The sequence below is a fragment of the Rhizobium sp. BR 362 genome (genome assembly GCF_036528765.1).
Classification (GTDB): Bacteria; Pseudomonadota; Alphaproteobacteria; order Rhizobiales; family Rhizobiaceae; genus Rhizobium.
Map to the genome: position 1 here is coordinate 1 of NZ_JARWGH010000023.1, position 19,602 is coordinate 19,602.

Annotated in this window: 21 protein-coding genes; 5 read left to right on the plus strand and 16 right to left on the minus strand. The window is 61.6% G+C overall.

Annotated elements, in window-relative coordinates; genetic code table 11:
• From QDY28_RS22285 to guaB, 4 genes are all read right to left on the minus strand, one after another.
• Positions 1-233 (minus strand): hypothetical protein (locus QDY28_RS22285; protein WP_331383797.1); only part of this gene is annotated, 233 nt, incomplete at its 3' end.
• Positions 234-382: 149 nt separating this feature from the next.
• The gene (locus QDY28_RS22290) at positions 383-805 is read right to left on the minus strand and encodes an MAPEG family protein (protein WP_331383798.1); all 423 of its coding nucleotides are present in this window, start codon (positions 803-805) and stop codon (positions 383-385) included.
• A gap of 142 nt (positions 806-947) precedes the next feature.
• Positions 948-1,538 (minus strand): hypothetical protein, encoded by a 591-nt coding sequence (locus QDY28_RS22295; protein ID WP_331383799.1) that lies wholly within the window; start codon positions 1,536-1,538, stop codon positions 948-950.
• Positions 1,539-1,541: 3 nt separating this feature from the next.
• On the minus strand, positions 1,542-3,026 hold the full coding sequence (gene guaB / locus QDY28_RS22300; RefSeq protein ID WP_331383800.1) for an IMP dehydrogenase: 1,485 nt from the start codon (positions 3,024-3,026) through the stop codon (positions 1,542-1,544).
• A 328-nt stretch (positions 3,027-3,354) separates the two neighbouring features.
• On the opposite strand from guaB, the gene plsY reads away from it, so the two are divergent.
• Complete coding sequence (plsY, locus tag QDY28_RS22305) at positions 3,355-4,029, plus strand: glycerol-3-phosphate 1-O-acyltransferase PlsY (RefSeq protein ID WP_331383801.1); 675 nt, start codon at positions 3,355-3,357, stop codon at positions 4,027-4,029.
• A 142-nt stretch (positions 4,030-4,171) separates the two neighbouring features.
• Here plsY and QDY28_RS22310 read toward each other — a convergent pair whose 3' ends face one another.
• Entirely contained in the window at positions 4,172-5,098 is a 927-nt protein-coding gene (locus QDY28_RS22310) for an MBL fold metallo-hydrolase (protein WP_442967572.1), read from the minus strand.
• Between the two features lie 289 nt (positions 5,099-5,387).
• On the opposite strand from QDY28_RS22310, the gene QDY28_RS22315 reads away from it, so the two are divergent.
• Positions 5,388-6,812: an MFS transporter gene (locus QDY28_RS22315; RefSeq protein WP_331383803.1), complete on the plus strand. Its 1,425-nt coding sequence runs from the start codon at positions 5,388-5,390 to the stop codon at positions 6,810-6,812.
• Between the two features lie 38 nt (positions 6,813-6,850).
• Here the strand turns inward: QDY28_RS22315 and QDY28_RS22320 are convergent, their stop codons facing one another.
• The 6 genes from QDY28_RS22320 to QDY28_RS22345 form a co-directional block, all read right to left on the minus strand.
• The gene (locus QDY28_RS22320; RefSeq protein ID WP_331383804.1) at positions 6,851-7,234 is read right to left on the minus strand and encodes a VOC family protein; all 384 of its coding nucleotides are present in this window, start codon (positions 7,232-7,234) and stop codon (positions 6,851-6,853) included.
• A gap of 63 nt (positions 7,235-7,297) precedes the next feature.
• Positions 7,298-8,017, minus strand: coding sequence for an RlmE family RNA methyltransferase (locus tag QDY28_RS22325; protein ID WP_331383805.1), 720 nt, complete (start codon positions 8,015-8,017; stop codon positions 7,298-7,300).
• The gene (locus QDY28_RS22330; RefSeq protein WP_331383806.1) at positions 8,014-9,600 is read right to left on the minus strand and encodes a Ppx/GppA phosphatase family protein; all 1,587 of its coding nucleotides are present in this window, start codon (positions 9,598-9,600) and stop codon (positions 8,014-8,016) included. The genes QDY28_RS22325 and QDY28_RS22330 overlap by 4 nt, the downstream gene beginning before the upstream one ends.
• Before the next feature lie 165 nt (positions 9,601-9,765).
• Positions 9,766-10,545 carry an anti-sigma factor family protein gene (locus tag QDY28_RS22335; RefSeq protein ID WP_331383859.1) on the minus strand — a complete coding sequence of 260 codons (780 nt, stop codon included), beginning with the start codon at positions 10,543-10,545 and terminating at the stop codon, positions 9,766-9,768.
• A gap of 20 nt (positions 10,546-10,565) precedes the next feature.
• A complete protein-coding gene (locus tag QDY28_RS22340; RefSeq protein WP_331383807.1) occupies positions 10,566-11,207 on the minus strand; it encodes an RNA polymerase sigma factor in 642 nt (213 codons plus the stop codon).
• A gap of 59 nt (positions 11,208-11,266) precedes the next feature.
• Positions 11,267-11,809 carry a tetratricopeptide repeat protein gene (locus tag QDY28_RS22345; RefSeq protein WP_331383808.1) on the minus strand — a complete coding sequence of 181 codons (543 nt, stop codon included), beginning with the start codon at positions 11,807-11,809 and terminating at the stop codon, positions 11,267-11,269.
• A gap of 199 nt (positions 11,810-12,008) precedes the next feature.
• Here QDY28_RS22345 and QDY28_RS22350 point away from each other — a divergent pair, with 199 nt between their 5' ends.
• From QDY28_RS22350 to QDY28_RS22360, 3 genes are all read left to right on the plus strand, one after another.
• Entirely contained in the window at positions 12,009-13,061 is a 1,053-nt protein-coding gene (locus QDY28_RS22350) for a type III polyketide synthase (protein WP_331383809.1), read from the plus strand.
• A complete protein-coding gene (locus QDY28_RS22355; protein ID WP_331383810.1) occupies positions 13,061-13,558 on the plus strand; it encodes an isoprenylcysteine carboxyl methyltransferase family protein in 498 nt (165 codons plus the stop codon). Before QDY28_RS22350 ends, QDY28_RS22355 begins: the two co-directional genes overlap by 1 nt.
• Before the next feature lie 111 nt (positions 13,559-13,669).
• Positions 13,670-14,917, plus strand: coding sequence for an NAD(P)/FAD-dependent oxidoreductase (locus QDY28_RS22360; protein WP_331383811.1), 1,248 nt, complete (start codon positions 13,670-13,672; stop codon positions 14,915-14,917).
• 3 nt (positions 14,918-14,920) lie between these two features.
• Here the strand turns inward: QDY28_RS22360 and QDY28_RS22365 are convergent, their stop codons facing one another.
• The 5 genes from QDY28_RS22365 to QDY28_RS22385 all read right to left on the minus strand — a co-directional run bounded on the left by QDY28_RS22365 (position 14,921) and on the right by QDY28_RS22385 (position 19,566).
• Positions 14,921-15,448 (minus strand): gluconokinase, encoded by a 528-nt coding sequence (locus tag QDY28_RS22365; RefSeq protein WP_331383812.1) that lies wholly within the window; start codon positions 15,446-15,448, stop codon positions 14,921-14,923.
• 244 nt (positions 15,449-15,692) lie between these two features.
• Entirely contained in the window at positions 15,693-16,646 is a 954-nt protein-coding gene (locus tag QDY28_RS22370; RefSeq protein ID WP_331383813.1) for a peptide ABC transporter ATP-binding protein, read from the minus strand.
• Positions 16,646-17,659: an ABC transporter ATP-binding protein gene (locus QDY28_RS22375; RefSeq protein WP_331383814.1), complete on the minus strand. Its 1,014-nt coding sequence runs from the start codon at positions 17,657-17,659 to the stop codon at positions 16,646-16,648. Before QDY28_RS22375 ends, QDY28_RS22370 begins: the two co-directional genes overlap by 1 nt.
• The gene (locus QDY28_RS22380) at positions 17,659-18,552 is read right to left on the minus strand and encodes an ABC transporter permease subunit (protein WP_331383815.1); all 894 of its coding nucleotides are present in this window, start codon (positions 18,550-18,552) and stop codon (positions 17,659-17,661) included. The genes QDY28_RS22375 and QDY28_RS22380 overlap by 1 nt, the downstream gene beginning before the upstream one ends.
• 9 nt (positions 18,553-18,561) lie before the next feature.
• Complete coding sequence (locus QDY28_RS22385; RefSeq protein ID WP_331383816.1) at positions 18,562-19,566, minus strand: ABC transporter permease subunit; 1,005 nt, start codon at positions 19,564-19,566, stop codon at positions 18,562-18,564.
• Positions 19,567-19,602: the final 36 nt, after the last annotated feature.

A 19,602-nucleotide genomic window follows, 5' to 3' on the forward strand; every position in this document is an offset into this window, starting at 1 on the left:
TAATATCTCCCCGTTGGCGGGAGGCGGAACCCCGAAAGGGGCGTGAACGGCAAAGCCAAACTCCTATACGAGGTCACCGGCCAGAACCGGGCCTCAAGATGGTCGTTCGGTAGCAGGCGAAGGCTAATCTCCTTAACAGGGTCCAATGCCCTAATTTTCGATCCAGCCTGAAACCTATCCGCCTCTCCCAACACCTTTAACAGCATCGGGCGCATCTGCCGCTCACCGACCATTCATGCCATCTCCTTAGCTTTCCCCGGCAGCCAGTATCCCAAAGCAAGGCTGTCCAAGGACAAGATAGGTCAGTGGAGGGCGATGCGGCGGTAAAGGAAGAACACAAATACGTTATCGCAGGTTGCTTTTCGCGAAAATGCAAGTCCGGTCAGGAGAAGGTCATCCAGATGGCAAGCCAGACCCACATGCCGGCAAGGGCGATATAGCCGAGTGCGAAAAGCGGGCTGCGGTAGCGCAGGTCGTTGCTGGTGACATGCACATAGGCATGGGCATAGCGCGATGCGACGAAGATCCAGGCCAGGATGACGGCGGTCAGATTGTCCGCCTGGGCGACGAACAGGGCGATGGAGCAGGCATAAAAAAGAAGCGGAAGTTCGAACTGATTGGCGATGCTGTTGCGCACAACCAGGCTTTCGGCCGGCTCATCGGCAGCATGGTTCTCGCGAAACTGCGATCGCTTGATCTTGCCCGCCTTTACGGCGCTCTGGCGGCGCAAGCCCAGCAGCGCGTAGAGAATGTAGACAAGCACTGCATGGGCCATCATGGGCCAGAACATTTCATAGCCGGTCACGCCGCCAACTCCTCAGAGCAATTCCTGGAAATCCGAGGCGGTTTTTCGTCCGGAACTGCGTAAAAACAAAGGGATAGAGCGGGAAAGCGATTCCGTGGAACGCTGAACCACTCTAGGGATTGCTGAGCGGCAGAACGACCGCTCAGTACGGCTTTGAACCGTTCGCAGACAGGTAGCGAAGAATCGCGAAACGGGCCAGTAGAATGACCGTGATGACCAGTGACAGGAACTTTAGCCGCACGATGATCGGCAGCAGGCCCGCAAGCAGCATCACGGTTCCCTCCGATGGCGCGGCCGGCGGATAGAGCAACAGACCGGCAATATTTTCGGCGTAGTCCATCACACCGTAAAAGACCGGCAGACAAAAGATCAGGGCGATCCCAGCAGGCGGGATCGGCCGGCCGAAGAAGATGCCGGCGGGACCGACCAGCCGCAGCAGGCAAAAGAGCAGACCAGCCAACACCAGCGGAAAGATGAGCTCCGGCCCTAGATACATGGAATGCAGGATAGCGGCCGGATCGGGATGATCCTTGAGATAGCGCAGCATGGCGACCACGTCGTCGCGCTCATAACCGCCGATGCGCGCATCCAGCATCTGCTCGCCGGCCGCGGCATCGCTGAAGGCTCTGACGAAGCCCGCATAGATCCAGGCGAAAAGTGCCAGGGAAAGAGCCGCAAGGACCGCCGTCAGGCCCTCTAGGGACCTGACGTTGCCCTGAGCGCGATCTGCCATCGATCAGCCGCCAGCGCCCGGATAGTTCGGGCTTTCGCGCGTGATCGTCACATCATGGGCATGGCTTTCGCGCAGACCAGCGCCGGAGATGCGCACGAAGGTGGCGCGCTCCTGGAACTCCTTGAGGTCGGCGCCGCCGACATAGCCCATGGCCGCCTTGAGGCCGCCTGCGAGCTGATGCAGCACGCCCGAGACCGAGCCCTTGTAGGGCACCTGACCTTCGATGCCTTCCGGCACGAGCTTCAGCGTGTCGCGGACCTCAGCCTGGAAGTAGCGATCGGCCGAACCGCGCGCCATGGCACCGACGGAACCCATGCCGCGATAGGCCTTGAAGGAGCGGCCCTGGTAGAGATAGACCTCGCCCGGGCTTTCGTCCGTGCCGGCGAGCAGCGAGCCGATCATGGCAGCGGAGGCCCCGGCGGCGATCGCCTTTGCGAGGTCCCCGGAGAACTTGATGCCGCCATCGGCGATAACTGGGATGTTCTGATCCTGTGCTGCCTGCACTGCCGACATGATGGCGGCAAGCTGCGGTACGCCGACGCCGGCGACGATACGGGTCGTGCAGATGGAACCGGGGCCGATACCGACCTTCACGGCATCGGCGCCTGCATCAATCAGCGCCCGCGTGCCGTCATAGGTGGCGACATTGCCGGCCATGACGCGGACCGAGTTGGAGAGCTTCTTGACGCGGGTGACCGCATCCAGAACGCGCTGCGAATGGCCATGGGCAGTATCGACGACCAGAAGGTCGACGCCGGCCTCGATCAGGCGTTCGGCACGCTCGAAGCCGTCATCACCGACGCTGATGGCGGCAGCGGCGCGAAGGCGGCCCTGCGCATCCTTGGAGGCATTCGGATTGAGCTGCGACTTCTCGATGTCCTTCACGGTGATCAAGCCGACGAGGCGGCCTTCGCCGTCGGTGACCAGCAGCTTTTCGATGCGGTGCTTGTGCAGCAGGCGCTTGGCTTCCTGCTGCTGCACGCTTTCCGTAACCGTCACGAGATTTTCGCGGGTCATCAGCTCGTAGATCTTCTGCGAGGGGTCGGAAGCGAAGCGGACGTCGCGGTTGGTGAGGATGCCGACGAGGCGATGCGACTTTTCGACGACCGGAATGCCGGAAATGCCGTGCGCCTTCATCAGGCTGAGTGCTTCGGCGAGCGTTGCGTCCGGACCGATGGTGACCGGATTGACGACCATGCCGCTTTCGAACTTCTTGACCTGGCGAACCTCTTCGGCCTGCTGCACCGGCGTCAGATTGCGGTGGATGACGCCCATGCCGCCCGCCTGGGCCATGGCGATCGCAAGACGGCTTTCCGTCACCGTGTCCATGGCGGCGGAGAGGATCGGCAGGTTGAGTTCGATGTCCTGGGCAATGCGGGTGGCGATATTCGTCTGGCCGGGCATGACCTCGGAGTGTCCCGGCTGCAGGAGCACGTCGTCGAATGTCAGAGCATCCAACCCGGTTGACGTTTCAATAATGCGTGCCATGGCCAATTCCTTCGTCTGTGAAAAACAGGAAAGCCCGGAACGAATCGTCTACCGGGCGATCTTGCAAGTGTTGCTTGGAAGTTGGCGAGGGCTGGTAACACGTCTATGACAGGAAGGGAATAGGGAAAAGCGCCTGGCAGGCATGCCAACCCTTGACTTCCATGCGGAATTCGATTGCGGCACCAAAATCGAGGCTGCTCACGATGAACCGTGATGAAGATATTCATGTGAGGCATTGCCAAACACGATTGCCCTGACTCCCCTAGTTCGCAATGGTGCGATTTCGGTTCGCGATCCACGAAGAAGTAGAGGAGGTAATGCCACGCTCATGGTTTTCTGGATAGCGAGTGCGGTTGGATTGGTGATCGCTTATCTGTTTGGTGCCACGCCCACAGGGTATCTAATGGGCAAACTGCTGAAGGGCATCGATATTCGGGAGCATGGCTCCAAATCCACTGGGGCGACGAACGCATTGCGGACCCTTGGGAAATGGCCTGCCCTTGTGGTGCTCTTCGTAGATGTGCTGAAAGGTGCAGCGGCGATCATCTTTGCGGATTGGTTCTATCCTTGGCTTTGCACGCTGCCGTCCGTTTCGCCACCAACTGCTCTTGATCTGCAAAATCAGCAAACGTGGGTGCCGTGGGCCGTTTGCCTGGCAGGACTTGCCGCCTTGCTTGGGCATAGCCGTCCGATTTGGTTGAATTTCAAAGGCGGCAAATCCGTCGCGACCGGATTTGGCCTCGTGCTAGCGATAGCCTGGCCGGTGGGGTTGGGTGCCGTGACGATTTTTGGCGTCGTATTGGCTATTTTTCGGATTGTTTCTCTTGGCTCGATCCTGGCTGCGCTGACTGCGATTGCCCTCATCTGCGGCTTGGAGCAAGCTTTACCTTATCGGCTGCTGGTCCTAGTGGGCGGCCTTTACGTGATAATGCGCCACCGTAACAACATTCAGCGGCTACTGGCAGGCACAGAGCCGCAACTGGGCAAGGCGGTCCGGAATTGAGAACCGAACCGCACCCTTAGCGACTACTAAGGATGTTTCTGTCGTAAAATTCGCTCGCGAAAAGTCCAACTTGACCTACGGACTTTTGCGACAGGAATCATTTCGCTTTTTAGCCGAGCCGTTAGCGTTCCGTCAGTTGGCCTTACAGATCGAGCTGATAGGTTTTCGGTACATAGCGGAATCCTTCCGGTTGCTTTTCGACGAAGCCGACCGCGGGGAACGGCATATGGAAGCCGAGGAAAGGGATGCGGTCGGTGGCGATCATGTCGAAGATCCGGCGGCGGGTCTTGGCGGCCTGCGCCTTATCGAGGTCGAAGCGCACTTCCCAATCCGGACGCCCGAGCGAGAGAATGTAATGATTGGCCGTATCGCCGGTCATGACCAGTTGCTTGCCATCTGATTCGAGATGGAAGACGAGATGACCGGGCGTATGACCCGGAGCGAGCATGGCGGTCATGCCGCTGACGATCTGGTCGCCTTCCTTGAGGAAGATCATCTTCTCGGAAAAAGGCGCGACATTGGCGAGCACGGCCTTGTGACCGCCTTCGGCAGGCGTCCCTTCGCGTGACTTGTCGGTCCAGAATTCATATTCGATCTCGCCCGCGACATAGCGGGCGTTCGGGAAAGCCGCAGCGCTATCCTCCAACAGCCCGCTAATATGGTCGCCATGCAGATGCGTCAGAGCGACGACGGTCACCTGCTCCGGCGTGTAGCCGGCAGCCTTCAGACCTTCGCGAAAACGGCCCAAACCGCGGGCGCGGCCGGCGGCGCCGAAGCCGGTGTCGACGACGATCACGTCGGAACCTGTGTCGATGATGGCTGGCGCATAGCTGTTGACGAACTTTTCGGTCGGCAGGAAATTCTGCGCCAAAAGCTTCCGCACCGTGTCCGGGGCCTGGTTCAATCCGAAGGTTTCCCAGGGATTGTCCAGAATGCTTGCGCCATCCTTGACAACGGTGATGGTGCAGGACCCCAGCTTGAACTGATGGGTCTCGGGCGGCAGAACAACAGCAGTCATGATTTCATTCTCTCCAATGGTGGCAGCGTAAGCTGCGCCAGTCACCGTCATCGACAGCGGCAATGCGAGCTTTCATGGCCGATAATTCGCCATGACATATCGATCCAAATCCGCTAATACGCCAAACAGCGTTTTATGCGTTTAGCATTTCTATGCGTTTAGCATATGTCAAACTTGATAGCCTATACCGTGCGGCAAGCGGCATCACCAAGACGTGATCTCCAGGAGGCCACAGGGCAGAATCGGGGATTGGCAGAGGCCGCACATAGGACTAGAGAGCGGGTGCCCGTCTCAGGCGGACCCCTTCCCCGAAGACACGACTCACCCAAGGCATATGCCTATGAATCGCATCGTTCCGCTGATCCTTGCCGTTGCCCTTTTCATGGAGCAGATGGATTCCACCGTGATTGCGACGGCGCTGCCGGCGATCGCGGCGGATCTTCATGTCGGCCCGATTACGCTCAAACTGGCGCTGACATCCTATATGGTATCGCTGGCGGTGTTCATCCCGATCAGCGGCTGGATGGCGGATCGCTTCGGGGCGAAGACTGTCTTCCGGCTCGCCATTTGCGTCTTCGTGATCGGTTCGATCATGTGCGCCTTCTCGGGCGGACTGCTGGAATTCGTCGCCGCCCGCTTCCTGCAAGGTCTCGGCGGCTCGATGATGACTCCGGTCGGCCGCCTTGTGCTGGTGCGCACGACGCAGAAGAGCGATCTGGTCTCGGCCATGGCGCTGCTTTCCATCCCCGCCCTTGTCGGTCCTCTCGCGGGACCGCCGCTCGGCGGCTTCATCACCACTTACGCCTCCTGGCACTGGATCTTCCTGATCAACGTCCCCGTCGGCATTCTCGGCGTCATTCTGTCGACGATCTTCCTGCCGGAGGTCGAGGCGACCATGCCGCCGAAGCTGGATTTCATCGGCTTCGTCCTGACATCAGTCGCGGCGGCCGGCGTCGTGTTCGGCATGTCGGTGATCAGCCTGCCGGCGCTGCCGCCGTTCATCGGCATATCGGCTATTGTTCTCGGCTTCATCTGCGGCTTCCTTTACGTCGGCCACGCGCGTCGTCATCCGGCACCGATCCTCAACCTGTCGCTTCTGAAGAATGCCACCTTCCGTGCTTCCGTCACGGGCGGCACGCTGTTTCGTATATGCATCGGCGCCATGCCGTTCCTGACGCCGCTGATGCTGCAGCTCGGCTTCGGCCTCAATCCGTTCCAATCGGGCCTCATCACCTTCGCCGGCGCCATCGGCGCGATCAGCACCAAGTTCATCGCGCGCCGTGTCTTCACCGCCGTCGGCTTCAAGACGGCGCTGCTGTCGGCAGCGGGGATCACGACGCTGACAACGATTGGCACCGGCCTGTTCCAGCCCTGGACGCCGCATCTCATCATCGTCGGCGTGCTGCTGATCGGCGGCTTCTCGCGCTCATTCTTCTTCACAGGCATCAATGCGCTCGCCTTCGCCGACATCAGCGACAAGGAGGCCAGTCAGGCTACATCGATGAGCTCTGTCATGCAGCAGATCAGCCTGGCGCTCGGCGTTGCCGTCGCCGCCATGATCCTGGAAACGTCGACCTTCTTCAGCGGCACGGAACTGCAGGTCCGCGATTTCCATATCGCCTTCTTCTCGATCTCGATCCTGACCGTGGTCGCCACCATTCCTTTCATCCGCATGGACCGAAGCGCCGGCGCCGCGGTCTCCGGCCACAAGGCCGGCCTGAAGCGCGTGGCCGCGGCGCAGCCGCAAGTGCCGATGGTGAAATGATGCGATCCTACCGTCGCTCGTTGGGGCGACGGTAAACTCTACTCAGGCCGCTCGCAGACGGCGCTGAGCTTGTTGCCGTCGGGATCGCGCACGTAGGCCGCATAGAAATTGGCATGGAAGGAGCGTAGGCCCGGCTTGCCCTCGTCGGTGCCGCCATGGGCAAGGGCGGCGGCATAAAAGGCGTCGACATCAGCGCGGCTTTCCGCATGCAGAGCCACCATCGAACCATTGCCGATCGTGGCCTTGCGGTGATTATAGGGAACTACCACCCAGAACCGGCAGCGCGTATCGCCATCGGCGGCATAGCCGATTTCCTCATCCGATTCGCGCTGGCGCCGGTAGCCGAGGGTCGGCAGAACCGCATCATAAAAGCTGCGTGCACGCGGAATATCGTTGGAGCCGAGAGTGACGTAAAGAAGCATGGTACGAATGCGCTGCCTGCGATGCCGATGGGACTATATCATCGGACAAAAGCGGCCGCTAAATCAAGCACTCGTTACTTCCTCGTCCGTCCTGCGGCCCTTGAAGCCCTTCGCCAGCAGGAACATCTCCACCGATTCGGCCCTGGATGCGCCCGGCTTCACATGAATGACCTGGCGGAAATTCTGCTTCAGCAGCGTCAGCAGGTCACGTTCGGTGCCGCCTTGGAAGGTCTTGGCGAGGAAATGTCCGCCTTCGCTTAGGACCTCAACGGCGAAATGCGCGGCGACTTCGCACAGATGCATGGTACGCAGATGGTCCGTACGCTGATGGCCGGTCGTCGGGGCGGCCATATCCGAAATCACCAGATCGGGTGTGCCGCCGACGGCATCGATGAGGCGCTGCGGCGCATCCGGATCGAGGAAGTCGAGCTGCAGGATGGTGACGCCCGGAAGCGGCGCCATTTCCAGGAAGTCGATGGCCGCAACGCGGATATCATCCTCGGTCGATCCCGTAACCTTGGCGGCGATCTGCGACCAGCTTCCCGGCGCGGCGCCAAGATCGATGATGCGGCGTGCGCCCTTAAGGATGTGGTGCTTCTCGTCGATCTCCAGCAGCTTGAAGGCGGCACGGGCACGATAGCCCTCAAGCTGGGCGCGCTGCACATAGGGATCGTTGATGTGCCGCTCCAGCCATTGCCGGGAGGAGGCCTTCAGCTTCTTTTTCTTGACGCGCTGGCCGAGCTTGCGGCCCGTGCGATTGCCGGCGATGGTTGGCTTGGTCACGTCTGCGGCCCCTTCATATCCCTCGGTCGATGGCTGCGGCGCGAGCGGCCCCGTCGCCACACGCCGTCATCTGCCATCATGTCGGTCAGCAATCCTTCGCGCAGGCCGCGATCGGCGACGCGCATCCGCGGGCTCGGCCAGCGGCGGCGGATCGCCTCGAGAATGGCACAGCCCGCCAGAACGAGATCGGCGCGGTCCGGCCCGATGCAGGGATTGGCGGCGCGGCCGGCGAAATCCCAGGAAAGCAGCTTTGCTTGCATGGCCGTCACCTCATCGTCTGACAACCAGACGCCATCCACCCTGCGCCGATCGTAACGCGGCAGATCGAGATGGACGCCGGCAAGCGTCGTCACCGTGCCGGACGTGCCGATCAGATGGAAATCGCCGCTGTCGCGGGCAGCGCCCTGGACCGGCGGGCAATCGAAACGTTCGAGCATGCCTTCGACTTCGCGCACCATGGTCTCGAACAGGTCCGGCGTGACGTCGCGGCCGCCATGGCGCTCCGAGAGCGTCACCACACCAACGGGCAGCGATGTCCAGTGGGTGATGTGGTTGGCAAGCCGGCTGGAGCGGTTTTCGCCAATACGGATGACGGCGATTTCCGAAGAGCCGCCGCCGATATCGAACAACACGACCGAGCGCGCCTCAGGGCCAACCAACGACGAGCAGCCGGAGACGGCAAGCCGGGCCTCGGTCTCGCGGTCGATGATTTCGAGCCGCAGGCCGGTCTCTTCCGTAACGCGGGCGAGGAAAGCTTCGCCGTTCTCCGCGGCGCGGCAGGCTTCGGTGGCGATCAGCCGCATGCGGCGGATCTCACGCGTCTTCAGCTTGCCCGCGCAGACGCGTAAAGCCTCGACGGCGCGATCCATGGCATCGCTTGACAGCCGGCCACTGGCGCCAAGCCCTTCGCCGAGACGAACGATGCGAGAAAAGGCATCGACAACGCGGAACTGGCCGGGCCTCGTCGGCTGGGCGATCAGCAGACGGCAATTATTGGTGCCGAGATCGAGCGCCGCGTAGAGATCGACAGGCCGGTAATCTCCGTCGGCATGATGAAACGGCGCATTGCCGTCGCGGCGCTGCGGCGGATGCCGGTCAGTATGATGTTCATTGCGGGCTGGAGCATGCTCAGCAGCGGCAGGAGCGGTGGGGGCAACGATCTGCGCCGTCTTTTCGTGCACCAGGGGGCGGCCCTGTAAGCCGCGCTTGCTGCGGTGCTTGCGCCTGTTCTTGCCGCTCTTATGCGACGGCCCGTGGCCGTGCTCGGCCGCAGCGCGCTGTTCCGGCGACGCGGAAGCCTTTTGCTGCTGGGTTGGGGAAGCATTCTGCGCACCATCATGCGCGCCCCCACGGGAACGGCGGCGACGCTTGCGCTTTTTGCCCGGAGAACCGGTGTCATTATCTATCGGGCGTGTCGCCGCCTGGCCGGACATGCCGGTCTGGCTGGCCTCCGCAGAAAAAGCGTTCGGACGGGCGGGACCGCCACGCTTACGCTTACCGCGCCGGGAGGATTTACCCTTCCTGCGCTCTGCTACCGACGCCCCGTTTGCCTGCGGCGCTCTGCCGCTGTCGGGGTCACTCACGTATCTTTTCCACCGCGCCGCGCAAGGCCCCAGGGCATGCTGCAGGCGCTCATTCGATTTTCGTTGGGCGGAGAATATCAGGAGGATGAGTTTTCGCCAAATTCTTTTTGAATCGCGCGATTTCCCGGGGCTAACCCTTCCTGCCCATTGGGAAAAGGCTCAATCTCAAACCGCCAGGCTTCCCCGAACGCCATCGGCCAGCGCCTTCATCCGATCGATCGGCAAATGGCCGATCAGCATGAAGGCGTGGGTGGCGTTCGACCAATAGACGACATTCATGCCGCGGCGATTTTCCATGTCCGGCGCCGAAGCGCCTTTGGTCGAAGGAATGATGCAGAGCGCCATCGGACCGCTTTCGGGATCGAGATAGGCGATCTGCGCCAGGGGTTTGCTGTCGTAATTCAATAGCTGTGCGCGCTTGAACTCGATGCCCGGCAGGGCAACGGCTTCAGGGGTCAGCGTGAGGCCGAGCTTGGAGCCGACTTCGTTCAATTGTGCGGCCTGCTCAGCATGGTTGCCGGCCGGCGAACTCAATGTGTCCGGCGTGTAGAGCGAAAGATATTCGGCGACGACGGCGCGCCAGTCACTACCCTCCTCCGGTCTGCTGAGGCGGTGGCTGATGCCGATCGCGGCGCGGTCGATGGCGACGCCCACGACAAGGCAGGCGGCGATCGCCGACAGGAAGCCACGGCGGCTGATGCCGGAAGCGGCCCGCTTTTGCTCGACCGCGGAGGGGATAGAGGCAAGCATGGCGTCCAGCTTGGCGCTTGGGGCTGAGGCAAGTACCGGCTCGAATGCCTCGCGAAAGGGGAGATCGCTGCGCGACAGGAAATCGAAGCGCCCGGCCACGTGGGCGTCGCTGGCGATCAGCTTTTCTATTCTGTCACTCTCGGCCGCATTCAACTCGCCATCAATGAAGGCGGTGAGCAGCTCGTCCGAGGGCATTTTTTTATCGTCCAATTCACTCATTCCCGTTCCCCCCGTCGCCCACCCCCAGAAAGTCGCGCGCCGCCAGCCGGTCCCGCACCATCGGCAAGCTTTGCGCGCGCCGCCGCCAGCCGGCTCATCACCGTTCCGATCGGCACATCCAAAATCTCAGCCACCTCGCGATAGGAAAGTCCTTCGACATAGGCGAGGAACACGGCGGTGCGCTGCGCTTCTGGCAGCGCCTGCACCTGTTTCAGCACCTGGCCGGCGAGAATATGGGTCTCCGTCTCGCGTGCGCCGTCAAAGACCAAGGTCTCGTCGGCATCGACAAACCCCTGGCCCATGCGCACCCGGCGCGAGCGAATCTCGTTCAGCCAGATCGAGTGCAGGATCGAAAACAACCAGCGATCGAGCCGCGTGCCGGCTGCGAACTGACCAGCCCGCTCTAAGGCTCTGACGCAGGTCGCCTGCACCAGATCATCCGCGACATCGCGTTGGCGCGACAGTACCACCGCGTAGCGCCATAGCCGCGTCAGATGCTGCGACAGGCCCGCCCTGATATCCTCTTCGCTCGCTATGGCACCCTCCGCGAGGTTCGCATCTTTGGGAATCGCCGGTCGTGCCGGCGGTTCCGATCTTACCCGACTATAAGCAGAAATTGTGGAATGAGCGACTGACACCCGGATATCCCTCGGATTGCTGACTGCTTATACCGGCCACCTCGGTCCCGCGCCTGAAATCAGAGGCTCGACGGATTCTGAATGGCGTTGTTCAGGTCCTGGTATTCCTCGCAGGAGGTATTGCCGCAGAGCGTCTTGATCGTGCTCAACTGATCCTTGGCGAGGTCGATCTGCCCCTTGATCACATAGGCTTCGCCGAGATATTCGCGAACCAGCGCGTATTTCGGATCCATTGCGACCGACTTCAGGTAATAGGAAATGCCTTCATCCGTGCGGCCGAGCTTTCGGGTGACATAGCCGCGATAGTTCAATGCTTCCGCGGTGTTGGGATTCTGCATGGTGTTGAGAACATCAAGCGCTTCCTGATAGCGGTGGTCCTTCTTGGCGAGCGAATAGGCATAGTCGGCGCGGTTTTCATCGGTAATATTGGCGCCCTGCTGCTTCACGCACTTCTTCGCCTTCTTGTCGTAGATCTCGCCCTTCTTGCAGGTCGGGGTGCTGGCGCTATCGTCGCCGGCGGCAAAGACCGGAACGGTAAAGACGCCGAGGGTGAGGCAGGCGCCGAGAGCGACGGAGGCCAGGCGGAAAGCGGTAGTCGTCATGGGATTGCTCCTTGGCAAAATGAACGTTGCGACGGGAGAACACGCCATCCGTTCATTTTATTCGCGGGCGGCAGCTATTTTCTCGCGCTCATACCGGCCGCATGCCGTCACTCTTTCGTGACCGGTGCCATGCCGAATAATTCCCGATGCTGGCGTGTTTCCACCTGCGTACCCCGCCGGGGGTTGCAAGGAGAAACAAGTGACCGATACTGTCAAGCTTGTCAGTCTGGCTGTCGCCACGCCCGACAACATCATCTACCAAACGGAAGCCGCCGAGACCGCCGGCCGTCTGTTTTCCGATCGCTTCCGCGATTTCAAACATCTCGCCCGCGTGTTCGAAAGCGCCGGCATTCGCAAACGCTATGTTGCCCGGCCGCTTTCCTGGTTCGAGCAATCGCATGGCTGGCAGGACCGCATGGAAGCCTATGCCGAGGTGGCAAGCCAGCTCTTCACGAAGACCGCGACCAAGGCGCTGGAACGCGCTGGGCTCAGGGCGGAAGACGTCGATTGCATCGTGACGGTGTCGTCGACCGGCTTTACGACACCGAGCCTTGAGGCGCGGCTCTCGCGCGAGTTGGGCTTCCGCTCCGATATCGAGCGCGTGCCGGTCTTCGGCCTCGGTTGTGCGGCCGGGGTTTCCGGCCTTGGCATCGCGTCGCGCATGGCGAAAAGCCGGCCTGGCGCTGTCGTGCTCTTCATTGCCTTCGAACTCTGCTCGCTCGCCTTCCGTCTGGACGAGCTGACGCGACCGAACATCGTCGCGACAGCGCTGTTCGGCGACGGCGCGGCCGCCTGTATCCTGCGCGCCGGCAAAGAGGGTGTCGCGGAAATCGAATCGACCGGCGAGCATCTCTTTCCCGATACGCTCGGTATCATGGGCTGGAAGATCGACGATACGGGCTTCGGCATCATCCTCGACCAATCGCTGCCGCCCTTTGCCGAAGCGAATATCAAGCCCGCCGTCGCCGGCATACTGGAACGCGCCGGCCTGACGATATCCGATGTCGACCGCTTCATCTGCCATCCTGGTGGCGCCAAGGTGCTGGTGGCGCTTGAGACTGCCTTCGGCCTCGAACCGGGCTCGCTGGATATCGAACGGGAGGTGATCAGCGACTATGGCAACATGTCGTCGCCGACTGTGCTCTTCGTGCTGGAGCGTGCGATCAATGCCGGTCTGCCGCGCCGTTCGGCTCTCATCGCCATGGGTCCCGGCTTTGCGGCAAGCTGCGTCACGCTGAAGAGGGCTGCCTGATGGTCTGGCCATCGATCGCACTTTTGACCTTCGTCACGTTGCAGCGGCTGGCCGAACTGCTGCACGCCCGGCGCAACACCGCCGCCCTTCTTGCGCGTGGCGCCCGGGAGATCGCACCCGAACACTATCCCTACATGGTGGCGATGCACGCCGCCTGGCTCGTCGGTCTGTGGCTTCTAGCCGCAGACCGGCCGGTCAGCCCGTTCTGGTTCGTCGTCTTCATGGTGCTGCAGGGCTTGCGCGTCTGGGTGCTGGCGACCCTGAAAGGGCGCTGGACGACGCGGATCATCGTGTTGCCGGGTGCAGCTTTGGTGACAAACGGACCCTATCGTTTCCTCAGTCATCCGAACTATGCGGTGGTCGTCGGCGAGATCGCCGTACTGCCGCTCGCCTTCGGCCTGCCGCTTTACGCCGCGGTATTTTCGCTGCTCAACGCGGCCGTTCTTGCCATACGCATTCGAGCTGAAAATGCGGCTTTGAGACGGGCCATTGCTTGATTGCATTTTTCATTTGCGCCGCAGCATTTTGGCAGGCATTTTCGATGCTTGAAGCATGATCTCTGAATAGGATCATGCGCAAATAAAAGAAGCGTGCGGATAACAGGGAACATGACAAAAGACGCAATCGTGCTCGGTGCAGGCATCGTCGGCATATCGACGGCCATCCATCTCCAGCGGCGCGGGCGCCAGGTCATCCTCGTCGACCGCAAAGCGCCGGGTAAGGAAACCTCCTTCGGCAATGCCGGTCTGATTCAGCGCGAAGGCGTCGTTCCCTACGGCTTTCCGCAGCAGTTCGGTCTGCTTCTGCGCTATGCCTTCAACAACCGCATCGACGCGCATTATCACCTGCGCGCGCTGCCGGGTCAGATCGCCTTTCTCGCCCGCTACTGGTGGAATTCCAACACCAAGCGGCATGAGATGATCTCACGCGCCTATGCGCCGCTGATCGAGCATTCGATCAGCGAGCATAATGATCTGATACAGGCTTCTCACGCCGAGGAACTGATCCGCAAGAATGGTTGGATGGAGATTTTCCGCACGAACGAGAAACGCGATGCGGAATTCGCCGAAGCCGAGCGTCTCAACCGCGAATTCGGCGTTGCTTACGACACGCTGACCGGCGCCGACATAGCGACGCTGGAGCCGCATATCAGGGGCAGCTTCTCCGGAGGCCTGCGCTGGCGCGATCCCTGGTCCGTGCTCGATCCGCATGGTTTGATCGCGGCCTATCGTGCGTATTTCGAGAGCATTGGTGGGCTTTTCGCGACGGGTGACGCCGTCTCGCTCGGCCGATCCGGCTCCCAATGGAAGATGGTGACATCGGAGGGCTCGATTGAGGCCGAGGACGTCGTCGTCGCCCTCGGCCCCTGGGCCGATCTCGTGACGAAGCGTTTCGGCTATGCTTTTCCGCTGGGCGTCAAGCGCGGCTATCACATGCACTACGCCGCCGAGGGCAACGCCATCCTCAACAATTGGACGCTGGATGCCGAGCGCGGCTATTTTCTGGCGCCGATGAGCCGCGGCATCAGGCTGACGACTGGGGCGGAGTTTGCGCTGCGCGACGCGCCGAAAACACCGATCCAGCTTGACCGAGCCGAAGCCGTGGCCCGCACCGTCTTCCCGCTCGGCGAGAGGCTCGATCCGGAGCCCTGGATGGGCGCCCGCCCCTGCACGCCTGATATGATGCCGATCATCGGCAAGGCGCCCCGCCATGACGGCCTTTGGTTTGCCTTCGGGCACGCCCATCACGGCCTGACGCTGGGTCCTGTGACCGGGCGCGTGCTTGCCGAACTGATCACCGGAGAAAAGCCGTTCATCGACATCTCGGCTTACGCACCGGACCGGTTCGCGCCCTGAACGTTAACGGATCGCGTCGAGAGCCTTGAGCGCGGCTTCGACGATGCCGTCGACCGTGTCATCGATGCCGACGGTGACGACGCCCGGTTCGCCGGTCGGGATTTCCAGCGTTTGTAGCTGGCTTTCCAGCAGTGACGCCGGCATGAAATGGCCCTTGCGCTCGCCCATGCGCTCGGTCAACAGCTCCTTCGAGCCGTCGAGATAGACGAAATAGAGGTGCCCGCCGGCGGCGGCTCGCAGACGCTCGCGATAAATACGCTTCAAAGCGGAGCAGGAGACGGCGATCGCTTCACCTTTCGCAAGGCTTTCGGCGATCTGCTGACCGATCAGATCGAGCCAGGGCCAGCGATCCTCATCCGTCAGCGGAATACCCTTGCTCATCTTCTCGACATTGGCCGCGGGATGAAGTGCGTCACCCTCGACAAAATGCAGCCCAAGCCGCGTCGCCATCCTTTCGCCGATGGACGACTTGCCGCTGCCGCTGACGCCCATGATGATGACGGCAAGGGGGGTGGTCGATGTTTTGGTCATAGGTCCATAGCCTTGAAAAGAGGATCGTCAGGCAAGTTCACCGACGACGCACCCAAGTGCCTGGCCCCTCACCCTAGCCCTCTCCCCGCTTGCGGGGAGAGGGAATTATTCCTGTGTTCGCCGCCTATTAAACTACTGATTTGGCATGATAACCCCCTCTCCCCGCATGAGCGGGGAGAGGGTTGGGGTGAGGGGCCATGCACTGAGGTGCGGCATCAACAAGGCGCTGGACTCGAAGATTGAATCAATCCAGCGGATAGAAGCAAGCAAACTTGTGCCCGCCCTCGCCGAACAATTCCGGAGTCACCTGCCGGCAATTATCCTGCGCGCGCCAGCAACGCGGATTGAAGTGACAGCCAGTCGGCGGATTGAGCGGAGACGGCAATTCGCCCTGCAGGCGGATGCGGTTCTTCTCGCGTTCGGGGTCGGCGATCGGCGTCGCGGACAATAGCGCCGCCGTATAGGGATGGCGCGGGCGGGTAAAGACTTGCTCGGCCGTACCAGTCTCGACCGGCCGGCCGAGATACATCACCATCACGTCGTCGGCGATATGGCGGACGACCGAAAGACCGTGCGAGATGAAGAGATAGGCCAGGCCCATCTCCTTCTGCAGGTCCATCAGAAGGTTCAGCACCTGAGCCTGGATCGACAGGTCGAGCGCGGAGACCGGCTCGTCGAGCACCAGCACCTTCGGCCGCAACATCAGGGCGCGGGCAATCGCGATGCGCTGGCGCTGGCCGCCGGAGAACATGTGCGGATAGCGGTCGTAATGTTCCGGGCGCAGGCCGACGCGCGCCATCATTTCTTCGGCCTTGCGGCGGCGGGTGGCGGCATCATCGTCCGTATTGATCTTCAGCGGCTCCTCGAGGATGGAACCCACCTTCTGACGCGGATTGAGCGAGCCATAGGGATTCTGGAAGACGATCTGCACGGCGCTGCGCAGGCTGCTGTCGCCAAGCTTAGCCGGCTTACCGTCGATCAGCAATTCGCCCGCCGTCGGATCCTCGATCATCGTCACCAGGCGGGCGAGCGTCGACTTGCCGCAGCCGGATTCGCCGACGACAGCGAGGGTGCGGCCGGACTGCAGGCTGAAGCTGACGCCGTTCAAAGCCTTGACAGTCGCCTCCGGTTTGAAGGCGCCGCGCTTGACGGTGTAGAAACGGGCGAGATCGCGCCCTTCGAGAACAGCGCCGGTCATTAACGGCCTCCTGCTGCTTGCGTGGCGGCAAGGCCGGGATGGCCAAGCGGCTTGCCGTGTTCCAATGGATAGTTGCAGAGCGCCACGCCGAGTTCCGCGCCCTGACGCTTGACGCCGCGGTCGCATGCCGGGGTTGCAAACGAACAGCGCGGCGCGAAAAGACAGCCCGTGGGGCGATCATGTTGGCCGGGCACGACACCGGCAATCGACGGCAGGCGCTCGCCGACAACGGCGCGCTCCGGCAGAGCCGAAAGAAGTGCTGCCGTATAGGGATGATGCGGATCGCGGAACAGGGCCTTCACCGGCTGCTCCTCGACCTTCTGGCCGGCATATTGCACCTGTACGCGCTCGGCAGTTTCGGCCACCACGCCCATGTCGTGGGTGATCAGTACCAGCGCCATGCCCTGCTCTTTCTGCAGGCGCACGAGCAGATCGAGGATTTGTGCCTGAATGGTCACGTCGAGGGCGGTGGTCGGCTCGTCGGCGATCAGAAGCTTCGGATTGCAGGCAAGCGCCATGGCGATCATGACGCGCTGGCTCATACCACCCGACATCTGGTGCGGGAAGTTCGACAAGCGATCCGCAGGCGCCGGGATGCCGACAAGATTCAACAGCTCAATCGAGCGCTCACGGCGCGCCTTGCGGTCGAGACCCATGTGGATGCGCAGAGTCTCGCCGAGCTGAAAGCCGACCGTGAAGCAGGGATTGAGGCTCGACATCGGCTCCTGGAAGATCATCGCCATGTCCTTGCCGATGATCTTGCGGCGCTGGCGCGACGAGATGCCGCGCAGGTCCTTGCCGTCGAAGGTCATGCGGTCGGCGGTGATCTTCGCCGTCCAGGGCAGAAGGCCCATCATGGCAAGCATGGAAACGGACTTGCCGGAACCGGATTCGCCGACGATCGAGAGGATTTCACCCTTGTCGCAGGTGAGCGATACGCCGTCCACCGCCCGGAACAGGCCGGACGCGGTCTGAAATTCAACGGTGAGATTTTCAATATCGAGAAGCGGCATCACGACCTCTTCAGCTTCGGGTCGAAGGCATCGCGCAGGCCGTCGCCCATCAGATTGATGGCGAGAACCGTGATCAGGATGCAAAGACCGGGGAAAGTGACGAGCCAGGGATTGCTCTGGAAGAATTCACGCGAATCCGCGAGCATCGTGCCCCATTCCGGCGTCGGCGGCTGCGCGCCCTGGCCGAGAAAGCCGAGCGCGGCGGCATCGAGAATCGCGGCCGAGAAGGCAAGCGTCGCCTGCACGATGAGCGGCCCGAGGCAATTCGGCAGGATGGTCTTGAACATCAGGCGAAGCGAACTGGCGCCGGAGACGCGGGAGGCGATGACATATTCCTTGTCGCGCTCGGCCATCACGGAGGCACGCGTCAGGCGGACGAAATGCGGCTGGTTGACGATGGAGATCGCGATCATGGCGTTGGTCAGGCCAGGCCCCAGGATCGCCACCAGCACCAGGGCAAGCAACAGCGAAGGAATGGCAAGGATGATGTCCATAATGCGCATGATGATCGTATCGGTGCGGCCACGGACATAGCCGGCGACGAGGCCGATCAGGATGCCGGCGAGCGCCGAAAGCGAAGCGACCACCAGGCCGATGAACAGCGAAAATCGCGTGCCGTAGATCAGGCGCGAGAGAAGATCGCGACCATTGGCATCGGTGCCGAGGAGAAATTCGCTATTGCCGCCCGCGGCCCAGGCGGGGGGCAGGCGCTGCATGGCGCTACCATAGGCGGTATCCGGATTATGCGGGGCGACCACACCGGCGAAGATTGCCAGGAACAGGACGAAGACAAAGATCGCCAGCCCGATGACCGCGCCCTTGTTACGCGAGAAATAATACCAGAACTCCGCGAGAGCGGAGGGGCGGTCGGATTTGAGACTTACCGTGCTCATGGGCCGCTCCTAGTGACGAATGCGTGGATTGATGAAGCCGTAGAGCAGATCGACGGCGAGATTAACGAGCATGACGATGCCCGCAATCAGCAGCAGACCGCCCTGCACGACAGGATAATCCCGCTTGAACACAGCGTCGATCATCCACTTGCCGATGCCTGGCCAGGAAAAGATGCTTTCCGTCAGGATGGCGCCGCCGAGCAGCACGCCGACCTGCAGGCCGATGGTGGTGATGACCGGGATCATGGCATTGCGGAGCGCATGCACGGAGACGACGCGCAGCGGCGCGAGGCCCTTGGAACGCGCGGTGCGGACATAATCCTCGCCCAGAACTTCCAGCATGGCCGAGCGCGTCTGCCGGGCGATGACGGCGAGCGGAATGGTGCCGAGCACGATGGTCGGCAGGATCAGCGAATTCAGCGCCGAGGCGAAGGCGCCCTTTTGACCAGACAGGAGGCTGTCGATCAGCATGAAGCCGGTGATCGGCTTGAAGAAATAGATGAGCCCGATGCGGCCCGAAACCGGCGTCCAGTGCAGATAGCCGTTGAAGACGATGATCAGCAGCAGGCCCCACCAGAAGATCGGCATGGAATAGCCGACAAGGGCCACCCCCATTACGCTCTGATCGAACCACGTGCCGCGCTTGACGGCGGCGAAAACGCCGGCCGGAATGCCAAGACAGATCGCCAGAATCATGGCGCAGATGGAGAGTTCCAGCGTCGCCGGGAAGAAGGTCAGGAAATCGGTCAGTACGTCGCGCTTGGTGGTGATCGAAGTACCGAGATCGCCATGCAGCGCGCTCCAGATGTAATGGCCGTATTGCACGACCAGCGGCTGGTCGTAGCCGAGATCATGGGAGATCTGGGCGTGGCGCTCGGGCGACATGACGCGCTCACCCGACAACAGCATGACGGGATCGCCGGGAAGCAGGCGGATGAAGGAAAAAGCGACGATCGATACGCCGAGGAATGTCGGGATCAGCACCGCAAGGCGGCCGAAAAGAAATCGCAACATGGCAGATGTCCAAAGTTTTCCGGCGGTCAGGCAAAT

What these genes read in the sequence shown, in the direction of transcription:
- QDY28_RS22310 (WP_442967572.1), bottom strand. Translation starts at nt 5,098, where the DNA reads ATGACGGTGACTGGCGCAGCTTACGCTGCCACCATTGGAGAGAATGAA.
- QDY28_RS22345 (WP_331383808.1), bottom strand. Translation starts at nt 11,809, where the DNA reads ATGACGACTACCGCTTTCCGCCTGGCCTCCGTCGCTCTCGGCGCCTGC.
- QDY28_RS22385 (WP_331383816.1), bottom strand. Translation starts at nt 19,566, where the DNA reads ATGTTGCGATTTCTTTTCGGCCGCCTTGCGGTGCTGATCCCGACATTC.
- QDY28_RS22355 (WP_331383810.1), top strand. Translation starts at nt 13,061, where the DNA reads ATGGTCTGGCCATCGATCGCACTTTTGACCTTCGTCACGTTGCAGCGG.
- QDY28_RS22335 (WP_331383859.1), bottom strand. Translation starts at nt 10,545, where the DNA reads ATGCCCTCGGACGAGCTGCTCACCGCCTTCATTGATGGCGAGTTGAAT.
- QDY28_RS22375 (WP_331383814.1), bottom strand. Translation starts at nt 17,659, where the DNA reads ATGCCGCTTCTCGATATTGAAAATCTCACCGTTGAATTTCAGACCGCG.
- plsY (WP_331383801.1), top strand. Translation starts at nt 3,355, where the DNA reads ATGGTTTTCTGGATAGCGAGTGCGGTTGGATTGGTGATCGCTTATCTG.
- QDY28_RS22370 (WP_331383813.1), bottom strand. Translation starts at nt 16,646, where the DNA reads ATGACCGGCGCTGTTCTCGAAGGGCGCGATCTCGCCCGTTTCTACACC.
- QDY28_RS22295 (WP_331383799.1), bottom strand. Translation starts at nt 1,538, where the DNA reads ATGGCAGATCGCGCTCAGGGCAACGTCAGGTCCCTAGAGGGCCTGACG.
- QDY28_RS22315 (WP_331383803.1), top strand. Translation starts at nt 5,388, where the DNA reads ATGAATCGCATCGTTCCGCTGATCCTTGCCGTTGCCCTTTTCATGGAG.
- QDY28_RS22360 (WP_331383811.1), top strand. Translation starts at nt 13,670, where the DNA reads ATGACAAAAGACGCAATCGTGCTCGGTGCAGGCATCGTCGGCATATCG.
- guaB (WP_331383800.1), bottom strand. Translation starts at nt 3,026, where the DNA reads ATGGCACGCATTATTGAAACGTCAACCGGGTTGGATGCTCTGACATTC.
- QDY28_RS22320 (WP_331383804.1), bottom strand. Translation starts at nt 7,234, where the DNA reads ATGCTTCTTTACGTCACTCTCGGCTCCAACGATATTCCGCGTGCACGC.
- QDY28_RS22365 (WP_331383812.1), bottom strand. Translation starts at nt 15,448, where the DNA reads ATGACCAAAACATCGACCACCCCCCTTGCCGTCATCATCATGGGCGTC.
- QDY28_RS22380 (WP_331383815.1), bottom strand. Translation starts at nt 18,552, where the DNA reads ATGAGCACGGTAAGTCTCAAATCCGACCGCCCCTCCGCTCTCGCGGAG.